Genomic DNA, 14,273 nt, shown 5'->3' with positions numbered 1-14,273 from the left:
ATGAAAAAATACATGGTGGGATTCTTTGGAATTCTTTTAGCGGCTTGTTCAAATAAAAATGGAGACTTTGATGCTCAGGGGGTATTTGAAACAGAAGAAGTGATGGTGTCTGCAGAAATACCGGGTAAATTATTATCCTTCTCTGTTCAGGAGGGAGATAGTTTACAGCAGAATCAGCCAGTTGCCTTACTGGATTCTATGGCGCTGGTATTACAAAAAGCCCAGTTACAGGCCTCTGTAAAAGCACTCAATGAGAAAACCTTAGACGTTAATCCACAGATTGAATTATATAAAAAGCAATATGAAGTACAATCGGTTCAGTTAAAGAATTTACAATTTGAAAAGAACCGTATTCAGGAATTATTGAAAAGCGATGCAGCTACGCGTAAGCAAATGGATGATCTTGTTTTTCAGATTGAATCGCTTGAAAAGCAGATGTCTGTTACACAACAATTGATTAAGGTTCAACAAACCAGTATCGGAACGCAAAATCGCTCTATTCTTAGTGAGGTGGAACCATTGGAAAAGCGTATTGATGGTGTAGAAGACCAGCTTAAAAAATCAACTGTTCTCAATCCCCTTAATGGAGTAGTCTTGAATACGTATGCAGAAGCAGGAGAGGTAGTGGGGGCCGGAAAGCCACTTTATAAAATTGCAGATATTAACACGATGATTTTACGGGTTTATGTAACTGGTGATCAATTGTCTGCTTTGAAGATTGGGCAAATGGTAAAAGTATATGTGGATCAGGATAAAGAATCGTATAAGTCTTATGATGGTAGAATTATTGCAATAGCCAATAAGGCAGAGTTTACACCAAAAACCATCCAGACCAAAGACGAAAGAGCCAATCTGGTATATGCTATCAAAGTGCAGGTTAAAAATGACGGGTATCTTAAAATAGGGATGTATGGAGAAGTTAAATTCTGATTCACTTGCTGTTAAAGTTGAAGGCGTCTCTAAATCATATCTGGTAAACAAGCAGCCCGTACTTGCATTGAATGATATCAATTTTGAAATTCCTTCAGGAACACTTTTTGGTTTGATTGGCCCAGACGGTGCAGGTAAAACCACTTTGTTTCGAATACTAACTACCTTGCTTTTACCCGATGCCGGAATATTATATATTAATGGCTTGAATGTAGTGGACGATTTTAAAGTGTTAAGAAAACAAATGGGCTATATGCCAGGTAAATTTTCGCTTTATACTGATTTAACAGTTGAAGAGAACCTACTCTTTTTTGCCAGCTTGTTTGATACAACTATTGAAGCCAATTACGATTTAATCAAAGACATATATGAGCAAATTGCTCCTTTTAAAAATAGAAGGGCAGGTCAACTTTCTGGTGGGATGAAACAGAAACTGGCATTATGCTGTGCATTGATTCATAGACCTTCTATTTTATTTTTAGATGAACCCACAACAGGTGTGGACGCGGTATCTCGCAAAGAGTTTTGGGAAATGTTACAGCGACTCAAAGAAGAAGGCATCACGATTCTTGTTTCAACTCCCTATATGGACGAAGCCAGCTTATGTGATCAGGTTGCATTAATTCAGCAGGGAAAAATTCTTCATATTGATACTCCGGGCAATATTGTAAATAGATTTGATAAACCCTTGTACGCTCTTAAATCTGATCAGATGTTGTCTTTATTGAAAGTTATGAGCGAAGATCCTGCTGTGGCAGATATTTATCCATTCGGTGAAGTGCACCATATGGTACTTAAAGACAAGAATCAGAAAGTTTGTTTGCCTGATGGTGTTCATATGCAAAGAATAGAACCCAATATTGAAGATTTGTTTATTTATTTAATGCGCAGTCATGACTAAATCCGCCATTCTGGTAGAAAACCTATCTAAGCAATTTGGTGATTTCAAAGCCGTTGATCAAATTAGTTTTGACGTTGCTCAAGGCGAAATTTTCGGTTTTCTGGGAGCCAATGGTGCTGGCAAAACAACCGCCATGAAAATGCTTTGTGGGTTATCGTTGCCAACTTCAGGGATTGCAAAAGTGGCAGGCTATGATGTTTATACGCAAAATGAATCCATTAAGCGCAGTATCGGATATATGAGTCAGAAGTTTTCTCTGTATGAGGATTTAACGGTAAAGGAGAATATTCGATTTTATGCAGGTATTTATGGCATACAACCCAAACAGATTGCTGAAAAAACACAACATTTATTGCATCAGCTCAATCTGGAAAAAGAGGCCAATGTTTTGGTAGGTCAGTTGCCACTGGGATGGAAACAAAAGCTGGCTTTTTCAGTTGCCATTTTTCACGATCCGCAAATTGTTTTTTTGGATGAGCCTACTGGTGGGGTTGATCCAATTACCAGAAGAGAGTTCTGGAATTTAATTTATGAAGCAGCCGATAAAGGAATCACCGTCTTTGTAACCACACACTATATGGATGAAGCTGAATATTGTAATAGGGTTTCCATCATGGTAGATGGTAAAATTGAAGCGATGGATACACCTTCCCGCTTGAAACAAAAATTTTTGGCTGAATCAATGGATGAAGTATTTATTCAATTGGCCAGAAAAGCAAAACGAAGCGAATAATATGAAACAGTTTTATCAGTTTATAGTAAAAGAGTTTTACCATATTTTTCGGGATAGAAAAACATTGTTGATTCTATTGGGCATGCCCATGGTTCAGATCATTATTTTCGGATTTGCCCTAACCAATGAGGTCAAGAATAGTCATATTGCAATTGTTAATCAATCTTCCGGTGTTTTGGCTAATAGGCTTACGGATAGGATAGAAGCCAGTCGTTATTTTGAATTGTATGCCCAGTCAGCTAATTCGCAAATGGTAGATGCCTTATTTAAAAAAGGAAAATTAAAATCGCTCTCGTTATTCCACCTGACTTTGAAACTGGCTTTTTTCAGCAGAATAATGGTGATTTGCAAATTATAGCTGATGCGTCTGATCCCAATGTGGCTACAACATTAACGAATTATTTGTCCGCAATTGTTCAGGACTTTCAAAAGGAAGTGAATCCCAATCACATCATCCCGTATTCAATTCAGCTTGATACCCGAATGTTATATAATCCGCAGTTAAAAGGAGCATATAATTTTGTTCCAGGGGTTATGGCGATGGTATTGTTATTGGTTTGTACCATGATGACGGCACTAACGGTTGTGAAGGAAAAGGAAATGGGGAATATGGAAATTCTCTTGGTCTCACCCATGAATCCCATTAGAATTATCATAGCCAAGGCTGTACCATATCTGCTTTTGTCTATTATTAATATCACAACCATTTTATTGTTGAGTTATTTTGTGCTGGAAGTACCTATCAATGGTAGTTTATTACTCTTGTATGCAGAGAGTATTCTGTTTATTTTGGTTTCCTTGGGATTGGGTTTATTAATTTCTTCCGCAACCGATTCTCAGCAATCCGCCATGTTTATTTCATTAATCGTGATGTTTTTGCCCACCGTTATGTTCAGTGGATTTATTTTCCCTATCGAAAATATGCCACTGCCCCTCCGGATTGTCTCAAATATTATTCCTGCTAAATGGTTTTTTATCATTGTGAAATCGGTAATGATTAAAGGAGTTGGACTGTCGCTGATTTGGAGAGAGACAGCTGTTTTAACAGGTATGATGCTTTTCTTTTTTGGTCTTGCAATAAAAAAATTTAAAATCAGATTGGCATGAGTCCATTGCGTTTCATATTAGAAAAAGAGTTCAGGCAGATATTTAGAAATCCGGCTATTCTGAAAACGATTTTTATTCTTCCGATAATTCAACTGATTATGTTGCCTATGGCAGCAGATTATGAAATCAAGAACATTAATATCGCCATTCTGAACAGGGACCGCAGTACCCTGTCAAACCAATTGGTACAACAAATCACTGCTTCCAATTATTTTAAACTGGTTTTGTATCCCGATAATCGTAATGAAGCCATTCGTGCGGTTGAAACTGATCAGGCCGATTTAATTTTAGAGATTCCAGACAATTTTGAAAAAGGTCTGGTTGAGGAGAAAGAAGCACATTTGTCGCTGTCTGTGAATGCTATCAACGGGGTGAAAGGTAATTTAGGATCGGCTTATTTAAATACAATTGTCCAGTCGTTCAATCAGAATTTCAGACTCAAAACACTTGTTCCCGGGAAATTCAATGAATTCCCGCAGATACAAATTCAGTCCAGTAACTGGTACAATCCTAAAATGAATTATAAGCGATTCATGGTGCCGGGTATTCTTGTATTATTAATTACAATAGTGGGGATGAATCTCTCTTCCATTAATATTGTACGAGAAAAAGAAATGGGTACCATTGAACAAATTAATGTAACTCCGGTTAAAAAATCTCATTTTATTCTTGGCAAATTATTGCCTTTCTGGATGATTGGTCTGGTTGTGATTAGTGTGGGATTTGTAGTTGCCTGGCTCGTGTATGGAATCATTCCGATTGGTTCTTATTTTACTTTGTACCTGTTTGCAGCCGTTTATCTGTTGGTGATTCTGGGAATTGGCCTTTTAATTTCAACGTATTCTGAAAACCAGCAGCAAGCAATGTTAGTTACCTTTTTTCTCATGATGATCTTTGTATTGATGGGGGGGCTGTATACCAGTATTGATAGCATGCCGGAATGGGCTATCTGGTTTACCAAATTCAATCCCATTTCCTATTTTATTGAAGTAATGCGAATGGTGGTTTTAAAGGGGAGTACGCTTTGGGATATTGCACCACAAATTGGAATTATGCTTTTGTATGCTTTTATCATTAATGCATGGGCGGTAATCAGTTATCGTAAGCGGTCCTAATGGCCGAATATTGTCACAAAACCGTAAGTTTTCTGTTAAATCGGTTAATAAGACCTTAAAGCCTGTTAATATAGAACTATCACTACAGATTCCTAGTGGCCATGACGTATTTTTGCAATAAATTATTTTATTGTATATGCAGGCTCCTATCCCACATAATGAAGACGAACGTGTCTGGGCTTTAACTGAATTCGATATTGATTATTCAGATACTTCTGATTTGTTAAAAGACCTGGTTGAACTGGCTGCAAAAATTGCTGGCACCCAAATTTCCCTTGTTAATTTAATTGATACCTACACACAATGGACAGTTGCCAATTTTGGTTTGCCCATAGATCAGATGAAAAGAGAGGATTCTGTTTGTCAGTATGCAATTATGCAGGATGATCAGTTTGAAGTAAAAAGTCTTTCTTCTGACGAAAGGTTCAAGGATAAATTTTATGTGGTAGATAATCCTAATCTGGAATATTATTTTGGTATTCCATTGGCAACCCAGGATGGTCTGAATTTAGGAGCATTATGTGTGTTGGATTCTGCTGCAAAAACGCTGAGTCCTGAGAAAGTTGAGTTACTGAAAATAGTTGCCAAAGAAGTAGTGAACCGCCTGACTACTATCAAGTATATTCAGAACCTGAAGTCTAAAGTGGTTGAGGTAAATGAGAACAATAAGAAAGTAGCTCACGATATCAGAGGTCCATTGTCTGGTATTATTGGCTTGGCTCAAATGGTTACGGAGCATGGACAATCACAAAAACTGGATGATATTCTGGAAATCATGAAGCTTATTCAGCGTGCTGGAAATTCACTGCTGGATCTGGCAACCGAAATTTTAAATGCGGAAGATCAGCAAGCCAAGGGAGTTGTAAAAACAGATGGGTTTACCTTAAAAGCCTTTAAGGAAAAACTGGAAAAATTGTACACCCCTCAGGCTGCCAACAAGCAGATCAATTTAAGTTTTCAAATTAAAGTTGGACAGGAGCAAAAAGCAATTCCCAAAAATAAATTGTTGCAAATTGCTGGTAATTTAATTACCAATGCCATTAAGTTTACTGATCCGGAAGGAACCATTAAAGTTGAGTTGAATATCCATTCCATTACAGGATCGGGTCAAACACTTGAAATTCTTGTAGCAGACAGTGGGGTAGGGTTAACCAATGAAGAAATGGATGCCATTTTAAAAGGAATGAAAACCTCTTCCAGTGGTACTACCGGAGAAAAAGGATATGGTTTTGGTTTGTCGCTGGTAAAAAGATTGATAGACGAATTACATGGTTCCCTGGATATTCAATCAGAAAAAGGGAAGGGTACCAGATTTACGGTGACTTTGCCTCAGTAATACTTTTAAGGGTTTTGTTCCTTATTCAAAACAGTCCATTCTGGTTTTGCTGATCTTTTTTCTGAAAGGATGTAAGTTCAGCATGATATAGCCGCCTCCGTTTAACAGGGCCCACTGCTTCACGATGCCAATATTATGAATGCCGGCAATCAACGGGCCTGCTTTAAATGCAAGACCTGTCCAGAATTGTCCATCTCTGGTAAGTTGCATGGGAAGAAACACACCCCAGTTCAGGGTCTCCCATCTGGGTGTTACGGCTAAAAAACCCATTTCATTTGTGTTCAGCTTTGTTGCACTGGCTCTGCTGTTCAGGTGAATAATGAGCTGTGCATTAATAAAAAAAGAACCACCCATCCACTTGTCTACATTTACAATAGCCCTTGCCGGATTAACCATATTAAAACTGGCAGGCAGGGTTTGTATTGAGTCGAACAAGGCCGTCATTGAGTCTTTAAAATCTCTTGTGTTATTTACATTGCGCATGATATTGGCAATTCTGCTATCGGAAACATCATCATTGTCCCGGGTAAATCTGCCTGTATATTCACTGTTGGTATAACGCTGCGCTCCAATATCCATTAAGCTGAATCCTATTTTATACGAATAGGGTCTCCCTTCTGATAGCCGGTTATCTTTATAGGATTCGTCGTTGTAAACTATGTATTCCAAACCTGCACTAATGCCCATACTCGTTTTGGATTGTTTTACAAAATCACGGACACTGTTGCTGGTTATGCCGAATTGCTGCAACACATCAATATTGGCAGAATAAGCATACTCTCCAACTCCTGAATAAGCCGTATAACTGGTGTCGATGCCATTGATATCTTCTCTGAACTTTGCTCCGTTCATTCGCATGTATGCTCCCCCCAGGCTTTTGGAAATCTGTAGGCTGGCACCAGCTGTTAGTCGGCTGTTTTCTGTTTCCGCAATGGCTCCTGCATAACTCAGGTTGAGTTCACCCCATCCGCTGTGTTCACTTCTGCCCTGCAAAAAAGGGATATTCCTGTTCAGCTTAAAAAAGCTTTGTAAGCTGGATGCTGAGTCTTGATAATGAAATGCATTGGTTTGAATATGCTGATAAAATTTTCCTCTGAATGCAATAGCAACTGCATGTTTTTTGTTGATGCGATACATGGCGGATAGTAAACTCAGATCTGAGTTCTGGTCTAGTCTTCTATCCTGAAACCCATTGGTCATATATTGTTTGTCTGCCCCCAGATTGGTAATATTCAGGGTTCTTGCATACAGGGTATTTGTATAAAAAGCGGTCTGGGCAGAGAAGAGTTGAAGATCCCATCTGTGCACACTATTGCCAATTGAGGCCGGGTTATTGAAAATGCTGCTAACCCCTGCATAGGATGACCCATGCATGGCCAGATACTGCTGTGCTGTCGCGGCGTTTTTAATCCCCCCGATAACCGTGATGGATAAAACAAAAACGGAAAGAAATAGCTTGCTTTGTAGCATGTGTTATAAACGTATAGAGCGTTTAATTATTCCCTTAGCAGCCTACAAAAATAAACCCCTCGTAGAAACGAAGGGTTTTCGATTGCTTGCCAATATAGAGACTCTTTGTATTAATGTTTCGGCTAAGATACAAAAACTCGTTTAAATAACAAATAGTAAAAAATTATATTTAATTAATATTGGCCCTTTTAAGCTATTTAAATAGTAATAATTTACAATTATTTAATATTGCAAATTATTTTAATAATTAAATTGTTCTGCCAGGATACACTTTCAGTGCCACTTCCAGGCAATCCATGGCTTTATTGATGTCTTCCAGATTTAGCACATAAGCCAGTCTTACTTCTTTTTTTCCTAATCCCGGAGTGCCGTAAAATCCGGTAGCAGGGGCCAGCATCACGGTTTGCTGTTCATGGCTGAAAGATTCAAGCAGCCATTGACAAAACTGGTCGGCATCGTCTATGGGTAATTCGGCAATGGCATAGAAAGCCCCACCTGGATTCGGGCAAAAAACGCCTTCCATTTTATTGAGTCGTTCTATAATTAAATCCCTTCTTTTTTTATACTCTGCCTTAGTTGTGTCAAAATAATTAGCTGGTAAATCTATGGCCGCTTCACCTGCAATCTGCGCAAAACTGGGCGGGCTTAACCTGGCCTGTGCAAATTTCATTACCGCATCCAGCACCTGTTGGTTTTTGGTTACCAGTGCTCCGATTCTTCCTCCGCAGGCACTGTATCTTTTACTGATGGTATCCATAATAATAACATGGTCGTCAACACCGGTTAAATGCATGGCGCTGGTTTGTTCTCCCTCATAGCAGAACTCTCTGTATGCTTCATCAGAAAACAAATAAAGGTTATGTTTCAGAATCAGTTCTTTCAACTGTTCCATCTCTGCCTTGCTGTATAAATATCCGGTTGGATTATTAGGATTGCAGATTACAATGGCTTTGGTGCGGGCTGTAATCTTGCTTTCAAAATCAGCAATGGGTGGTAGGGCAAATCCGTTTCTGATAGAGGAGGTAACAGGTACTACTTTTACACCGGCTGCTACGGCAAAACCATTGTAGTTGGCATAGAAAGGCTCCGGTATAATTACTTCATCTCCCGCATCCAGACAGGCCATGAATCCAAACTGAATGGCTTCGCTTCCACCTGTGGTAATAATGATTTGCTGGTGATTTACCTGAATGCCAACAGATGCATAGTAATCAACCAGTTTTCTTCTATAACTTTCATTTCCTGCACTATGGCTGTATTCCAAAACTTTGAAGTCACTGTTCCTTACTGCATCCAGCACCATTTTAGGTGTTTCAATATCGGGTTGCCCGATATTCAGATGATATACTTTCGTGCCTCTTTTTTTAGCTGCTTCTGCGTAGGGTACTAATTTTCTGATGGGTGATGCCGGCATGGCATTCCCACGATTACTGATGCTTAACATATTCCTATTTAAGGTTTTCTACTACTTCTCCTTCGATGGTTAAAATATAAGGCTGATTAGAGTGTGCGAATTTTACATCTACTCTTTTTTTGAATACACCTATTGATTCTGCATTATAGGTTACTTTAATGGTGCCTGATTTCCCTTTTACGGTTGGTGCCTGGCTATAAACAGGTTTGGTGCAACCGCATTCTGCATTGGCAAATTCAATTACAACAGGCTTGGCTGCATTATTGGTATAAGTAAACACAATAGTGGCAGGAACCCCTCTTTTAATTTTTCCGAACTGGTGAAGGGTTTTGCTGAATTTGATATCGTTTTGTGCAAAAACGGCAACAGAACAAAATAAAAATACAGATAAAAATAATGACTTCATATGATGGTTAGTTTTTTAAATTATTGAATGCCTTCTCCGCTGAACTTGGTTTGTTTTACGATGCCTCCAGAAATAATAATATCCGTAAACCGGGTAAATTTACCCATTACAGAACCGTTGAATTCAATTTTAATTTTAATGGTTTCTCCTGGTTTGAATACCTGGTTGGGAGTGAAGTCCGGAGTGGTGCAGCCGCAACCGGCTCTTACGCCTTCCAGTTTCAGGTCGTCCTTACTGGTATTGGTTACTTCTACCCAATAAGATACAGGTTGACCAAATTTCACTTTACCCATTTCGTAGGTTTCGTTTTTAATAGACACTTTAGCGTCGGAAGACTGGGCCATGGTGCCCAATGAAAAACCCAGAAATCCTAATAATACAATCCAAATTTTCATACTTGTGCAATTAAGTGGTAAAAGTACAAAAATTGACCGCTTGATGATGAAGGTTTGCGTTATTAACCCGTTAATTTCCAATTAAACTAATTATTGTTAGTCTATTCCGTTCCTAATCCTATTTTTGTTGTATGGAATCAACCGCTTCATTACAATACAAAGACGATATGTTGTCTTTCGAAGGTTTTAGACAAACCGTTCTGGAAGATTATAGAACCGCCGTAATCAGTAGAGAAGTAAGCCTCCTGGGCCGAAGAGAAGTATTAACCGGCAAAGCCAAATTCGGAATTTTCGGAGATGGTAAAGAAGTCCCTCAGCTGGCCATGGCCAAGTTTTTTCAGCCGGGTGATTTCAGAAGCGGTTATTACCGTGATCAGACTTTTATGTTTGCTGCCGGTTTGGCAAGTGTTGAACAATATTTTGCACAATTGTATGCCGATCCGGATATAAAGAATGATCCATTTAGTGCTGGTCGTCAGATGAATGCCCATTTTGCTACTAAACTGGTAGATGAAAACGGGAACTGGCTAGACCTGGCCAACCGCAAAAACGTGTCGGCAGATATGGCGCCTACCGCTTCTCAGATGCCTCGTGGATTAGGATTGGCTTTTGCTTCCAAATGCTTCAGGCAGAATGCCCATTTAAGAGAAATGGATCACCTGAGTCATAATGGAAATGAAGTTTGCTTTACTACCATTGGAGATGCCAGTACTAGTGAAGGACATTTCTGGGAAACCATGAATGCAGCTGCCGTATTACAGGTTCCGTTGGCTGTATTTGTCTGGGATGATGGGTATGGAATTTCTGTTCCCAAGAATTTTCAAACCACCAAGGGCTCCATATCGGAAGCTCTTAGAGGACTGGAGAAAATGGAAGATACCAATGGTATCCGGATTTATAAATTAAAGGCATGGGATTATGCAGGCCTTTGTCAGGCTTTTGAGGAAGGTATTCAAAGAATCAGGGATACCCATGTACCTGTTTTGTTTCATGTTGAAGAAGTAACACAACCACAGGGACATTCTACCAGCGGAAGCCATGAAAGGTACAAGACACCGGAAAGATTGGCCTGGGAGAAGGAATGGGATTGCATTAAGAAAATGAAAGAGTGGATGCTGGCCAATAACCTTAGCAATGAATCTGAATTATCAGATATAGAAGCACAGGCCAAGGATCATGTAAGGGAAAGTCGTCAGCGTGCCTGGGATAAATACATCAACCCTATTAAAGAACAGGCAGCCAATGCAGGTACTTTATTAAAGGAAATGATGGTAAGCGATATGGATAAGTACAATCGTTTACAACAAATGGCCAATGAATTATTGCAAAGCAAGGAACCTTTGCGCAGAGATGTGTTGAGATCTTTATCATTGGCAATAGAAATGGCTCCGGAGTCTCCATCTATTCAGGATGTACAGTTATACTATCAGGAATTATTAAACCTGAATAAAGGGTTATACAATTCTCACTTATACAATCAAACCATCAAGAGTGCATTAAAAGTTCCCGAAATTAAACCGTTGATTTCTTTTGATGCACCTACTGTAAATGGGTTTGAAGTATTGAATAAATACTTTGATGCCTTATTTACACAGAATCACAAAGTATATGCATTTGGTGAAGACGTAGGGTATATTGGAGATGTTAACCAGGGCTTTGCGGGTTTACAGGAAAGGCACGGAAGAGACCGCATTTTTGACACCGGTATTCGCGAGCTTACCATTATGGGACAGGCTGTGGGTATGGCTTTGCGCGGATTAAGGCCCATTGCTGAAATTCAATATTTAGACTATCTGTTGTACGGCTTGCAAATTTTGAGTGATGATGTAGCTACTACTCATTACAGAACCAAGGGTCAGCAATGTTGTCCGGTTATAGTAAGAACCAGGGGACATCGTCTGGAAGGTATTTGGCACAGTGGTTCTCCCATGGGAATGATCATTAATTCGTTGAGAGGCATGTATGTTTGTGTGCCAAGAAATATGGTACAGGCAGTGGGTATGTACAATACTTTATTGTCATCCAACGACCCTGCATTGGTGATTGAGTGTTTGAATGGTTATCGTCTGAAAGAAAAATTGCCTGCGAACTTGCTGGAGTATACGGTGCCATTGGGTATCCCTGAAGTGATCAGAACCGGGGAAGACATTACCATTGTTTCTTATGGTTCAACCTTGCGGATTATTCAGGACGCTACTGAGCGTCTTGCTGCTGAGGGAATCAGTTGTGAAGTAATTGACGTTCAGACTTTACTTCCATTCGATATCAACCATATGATTCTGGAATCATTAAAAAAGACGAATCGTATTTTGTTTGTAGACGAAGACGTACCAGGTGGCGCAGCCGCTTATATGTATAATCAGGTTATTGAAGAACAGAAAGCATTCCAGTGGCTGGATGTGAGTCCGAGAACTTTAACGGCTCAGGCGCACCGACCCAGTTACGGAAGTGACGGAGATTATTTCAGTAAGCCCAATGCAGAAGATGTGATAAGGGTGGTAAGGGAAATGATCAGCGAGTAATTTTTTTGTATGAAATCATATAGTAATGCCATTGTAATAGCTCTAGCTATTATCATTGGTGCATTTGTAATCGGAAGTGCCTACAAGTATAAATTTATTAGCTCCGAAACCATTGTGGTTACAGGGTTGGCCGAGAAGGACTTTACCAGTGATCAGATTGTTTGGAAAGGTCAGTATAGCAGAACTGGCTTTGACCTGAAAGAAGCCTATACGCAGATAAAATCGGATGAGGTAGTCATTAAAGCGTATTTAAAGGAAAAGGGAATCCCCGATTCTAATATGGTTTTTTTAGCCGTAGATGTAGTTAAGAATTTCAATTATGAAAATGCCCCCAATGGTGTTTCAAAATCTGTTTTCAGCGGATATACTTTAACCGGTGGCGTTAAAGTAGATTCCCGTCAGATTCAGTTGGTAGAAAAAGTGTCCAGAGAAGTAACAGAACTATTGCAGAAAGGAATTGAATTTAGTTCTAACAAGCCCAGTTATTATTACAGCAAATTGAATGAACTAAAAATTGATTTACTGGCCAAAGCGGCAGAAGATGCTAAATTAAGAGCAGAGACCATTGCTAAGAGTTCTGATGTAGGGTTGGGCTCATTGAAGAAAGCCAATATGGGTGTTTTCCAGATTACCGGAAAAAATGACAATGAGGATTACAGTTATGGAGGTTCCTTCAATACCAGTTCCAAAGAAAAAACGGCATCCATTACCTTAAAAGTAGAATACCTGGCCAAATAAAATCTTTTCGCTTTAAGGATAGAATAAATTTTGCAGAGCTGCGTGGGGTACCATGCAGCTTTCTTTTTTCCCGAACCATTTGTATCGGTTCCGGGCAATAATATTGTACACCCCATCCCTGATAAATCGGGGCACAAGGATCAATGCATACAGCAAAGGCCAGGCACCGGATAATTTTCTGGCTACTTTTAATGCACCAGTAGATTTAATGAAAATCTGATTGTTCTCCAGTAAAATAAAGGAGCTGAGTTCGCCGGGTGCTAAATGAAATTGCTTTAACACCTGCTGTCCAAATTCTCCCTGCAGCGAAGCAAACCTAAACTGTCTTTTAGGGTCTGCTGCAATAATTTTCTGCACACTGCCATTGCATAAATTACAAACCCCGTCAAATAAAATAACGGGGTTTGTATATAAGTTGGTATCCATGTTTTATTATCCCATATTATGGAAAACCTTGTTTACGTCTTCGTCTTGCTCTAATCTTTCAATTAGCTTAGAAACATCTTCTGCCTGTTCGTCGGTTACCGGTACGGTATTGGTTGGAATCCATTCCAATTCGGCACTGATGGGTGTAATGTTTTTGTCTTCCAGGGCTTTTTGCAATTTGCCGAAATCGGTGAATGCGCAACGTAATACAATAATCGGATTGCCGTTGTCGTCATTGCTCTCTCCCAGTTCTTCCAGACCATGATCTATCAGATCCAGTTCCATTTCTTCCAGGTCCTGTCCCTCTGCTTTTAATTTGAATACGCCCATTTTCTTGAACTGGAAACTTACGCTTCCGTTTGTTCCCATGGCGCCATTTCCTTTGTTGAAATGACTTTTTACATTGGCAACGGTTCTTACATGGTTGTCAGTTGCGGTTTCTACCAGCAATGCAACTCCATGAGGACCGTATCCTTCGTATAATATTTCTTCATAGTTGGTGGTGTCTTTACCCTGTGCTCTCTTGATGGCTGCTTCTACACGATCCTTTGGCATGCCCACACTTCTGGCATTCTGAAAGCATCTGCGCAATGCCGGGTTGGTTGCCGGGTCGGGTCCGCCAGCTTTTACAGCAATAATAATTTCCTTACCAATTCTGGTAAACTGCTTGGCCATTCTGTCCCAGCGGGCAAACATGGTTGCTTTACGTACTTCAAAAATCCGTCCCATAGTGTTTGATTTCGGATGGCAAATTTAACGTTTACCTGCTGAGTTGCCAAA

Annotated in this window: 15 protein-coding genes; 9 read left to right on the top strand and 6 right to left on the bottom strand. The window is 39.6% G+C overall.

Going from position 1 to position 14,273, the window contains the following annotated elements; translation table 11 throughout:
- From F777_RS0113215 to F777_RS0113190, 7 genes are all read left to right on the top strand, one after another.
- The gene (locus F777_RS0113215; protein ID WP_026752459.1) at positions 1–930 is read left to right on the top strand and encodes an HlyD family secretion protein; all 930 of its coding nucleotides are present in this window, start codon (positions 1–3) and stop codon (positions 928–930) included.
- Positions 911–1,831 (top strand): ABC transporter ATP-binding protein, encoded by a 921-nt coding sequence (locus F777_RS0113210; RefSeq protein ID WP_026752458.1) that lies wholly within the window; start codon positions 911–913, stop codon positions 1,829–1,831. Before F777_RS0113215 ends, F777_RS0113210 begins: the two co-directional genes overlap by 20 nt.
- Positions 1,824–2,564: an ABC transporter ATP-binding protein gene (locus F777_RS0113205; protein ID WP_026752457.1), complete on the top strand. Its 741-nt coding sequence runs from the start codon at positions 1,824–1,826 to the stop codon at positions 2,562–2,564. The genes F777_RS0113210 and F777_RS0113205 overlap by 8 nt, the downstream gene beginning before the upstream one ends.
- 1 nt (position 2,565) lies before the next feature.
- On the top strand, positions 2,566–2,922 hold the full coding sequence (locus tag F777_RS18440; protein ID WP_235785955.1) for an ABC transporter permease family protein: 357 nt from the start codon (positions 2,566–2,568) through the stop codon (positions 2,920–2,922).
- Entirely contained in the window at positions 2,844–3,671 is an 828-nt protein-coding gene (locus F777_RS16775; protein WP_369792003.1) for an ABC transporter permease, read from the top strand. The genes F777_RS18440 and F777_RS16775 overlap by 79 nt, the downstream gene beginning before the upstream one ends.
- Complete coding sequence (locus tag F777_RS0113195) at positions 3,668–4,786, top strand: ABC transporter permease (RefSeq protein WP_026752456.1); 1,119 nt, start codon at positions 3,668–3,670, stop codon at positions 4,784–4,786. Before F777_RS16775 ends, F777_RS0113195 begins: the two co-directional genes overlap by 4 nt.
- A 136-nt stretch (positions 4,787–4,922) precedes the next feature.
- A complete protein-coding gene (locus F777_RS0113190) occupies positions 4,923–6,122 on the top strand; it encodes a GAF domain-containing sensor histidine kinase (RefSeq protein ID WP_026752455.1) in 1,200 nt (399 codons plus the stop codon).
- Positions 6,123–6,143: 21 nt separating this feature from the next.
- On the opposite strand, the gene F777_RS0113185 is transcribed toward F777_RS0113190, so the two are convergent.
- The 4 genes from F777_RS0113185 to F777_RS17430 all read right to left on the bottom strand — a co-directional run bounded on the left by F777_RS0113185 (position 6,144) and on the right by F777_RS17430 (position 9,807).
- Positions 6,144–7,592: a hypothetical protein gene (locus tag F777_RS0113185; RefSeq protein WP_026752454.1), complete on the bottom strand. Its 1,449-nt coding sequence runs from the start codon at positions 7,590–7,592 to the stop codon at positions 6,144–6,146.
- Between the two features lie 247 nt (positions 7,593–7,839).
- Positions 7,840–9,036, bottom strand: a complete 1,197-nt coding sequence (locus F777_RS0113175; protein ID WP_026752453.1) for a pyridoxal phosphate-dependent aminotransferase — start codon at positions 9,034–9,036, stop codon at positions 7,840–7,842.
- Positions 9,037–9,040: 4 nt separating this feature from the next.
- Positions 9,041–9,412 (bottom strand): DUF1573 domain-containing protein, encoded by a 372-nt coding sequence (locus F777_RS0113170; RefSeq protein WP_026752452.1) that lies wholly within the window; start codon positions 9,410–9,412, stop codon positions 9,041–9,043.
- Between the two features lie 20 nt (positions 9,413–9,432).
- On the bottom strand, positions 9,433–9,807 hold the full coding sequence (locus F777_RS17430) for a DUF1573 domain-containing protein (protein WP_026752451.1): 375 nt from the start codon (positions 9,805–9,807) through the stop codon (positions 9,433–9,435).
- Positions 9,808–9,938: 131 nt separating this feature from the next.
- Here F777_RS17430 and F777_RS0113160 point away from each other — a divergent pair, with 131 nt between their 5' ends.
- Complete coding sequence (locus tag F777_RS0113160) at positions 9,939–12,329, top strand: alpha-ketoacid dehydrogenase subunit alpha/beta (protein ID WP_026752450.1); 2,391 nt, start codon at positions 9,939–9,941, stop codon at positions 12,327–12,329.
- A gap of 9 nt (positions 12,330–12,338) precedes the next feature.
- Complete coding sequence (locus F777_RS0113155; RefSeq protein ID WP_026752449.1) at positions 12,339–13,067, top strand: SIMPL domain-containing protein; 729 nt, start codon at positions 12,339–12,341, stop codon at positions 13,065–13,067.
- Between the two features lie 12 nt (positions 13,068–13,079).
- Here the strand turns inward: F777_RS0113155 and F777_RS0113150 are convergent, their stop codons facing one another.
- Positions 13,080–13,493: a thiol-disulfide oxidoreductase DCC family protein gene (locus F777_RS0113150; RefSeq protein WP_026752448.1), complete on the bottom strand. Its 414-nt coding sequence runs from the start codon at positions 13,491–13,493 to the stop codon at positions 13,080–13,082.
- A 6-nt stretch (positions 13,494–13,499) separates the two neighbouring features.
- Positions 13,500–14,222, bottom strand: a complete 723-nt coding sequence (locus F777_RS0113145; RefSeq protein ID WP_026752447.1) for a YebC/PmpR family DNA-binding transcriptional regulator — start codon at positions 14,220–14,222, stop codon at positions 13,500–13,502.
- Positions 14,223–14,273 lie beyond the last annotated feature (51 nt).

It is taken from the genome of Sediminibacterium sp. C3 (assembly GCF_000508085.1).
In the GTDB taxonomy this organism is placed as follows: Bacteria; Bacteroidota; Bacteroidia; order Chitinophagales; family Chitinophagaceae; genus Sediminibacterium.
This window is presented reverse-complemented; position numbering and strand designations above follow the sequence as displayed.

Bases quoted from the DNA above. Each gene is read 5' to 3' on its own strand.
- F777_RS0113215 (WP_026752459.1), top strand. From the start codon at position 1: ATGAAAAAATACATGGTGGGATTCTTTGGAATTCTTTTAGCGGCTTGT.
- F777_RS0113210 (WP_026752458.1), top strand. From the start codon at position 911: ATGGAGAAGTTAAATTCTGATTCACTTGCTGTTAAAGTTGAAGGCGTC.
- F777_RS0113205 (WP_026752457.1), top strand. From the start codon at position 1,824: ATGACTAAATCCGCCATTCTGGTAGAAAACCTATCTAAGCAATTTGGT.
- F777_RS18440 (WP_235785955.1), top strand. From the start codon at position 2,566: ATGAAACAGTTTTATCAGTTTATAGTAAAAGAGTTTTACCATATTTTT.
- F777_RS0113195 (WP_026752456.1), top strand. From the start codon at position 3,668: ATGAGTCCATTGCGTTTCATATTAGAAAAAGAGTTCAGGCAGATATTT.
- F777_RS0113190 (WP_026752455.1), top strand. From the start codon at position 4,923: ATGCAGGCTCCTATCCCACATAATGAAGACGAACGTGTCTGGGCTTTA.
- F777_RS0113185 (WP_026752454.1), bottom strand. From the start codon at position 7,592: ATGCTACAAAGCAAGCTATTTCTTTCCGTTTTTGTTTTATCCATCACG.
- F777_RS0113175 (WP_026752453.1), bottom strand. From the start codon at position 9,036: ATGTTAAGCATCAGTAATCGTGGGAATGCCATGCCGGCATCACCCATC.
- F777_RS0113170 (WP_026752452.1), bottom strand. From the start codon at position 9,412: ATGAAGTCATTATTTTTATCTGTATTTTTATTTTGTTCTGTTGCCGTT.
- F777_RS17430 (WP_026752451.1), bottom strand. From the start codon at position 9,807: ATGAAAATTTGGATTGTATTATTAGGATTTCTGGGTTTTTCATTGGGC.
- F777_RS0113160 (WP_026752450.1), top strand. From the start codon at position 9,939: ATGGAATCAACCGCTTCATTACAATACAAAGACGATATGTTGTCTTTC.
- F777_RS0113155 (WP_026752449.1), top strand. From the start codon at position 12,339: ATGAAATCATATAGTAATGCCATTGTAATAGCTCTAGCTATTATCATT.
- F777_RS0113150 (WP_026752448.1), bottom strand. From the start codon at position 13,493: ATGGATACCAACTTATATACAAACCCCGTTATTTTATTTGACGGGGTT.
- F777_RS0113145 (WP_026752447.1), bottom strand. From the start codon at position 14,222: ATGGGACGGATTTTTGAAGTACGTAAAGCAACCATGTTTGCCCGCTGG.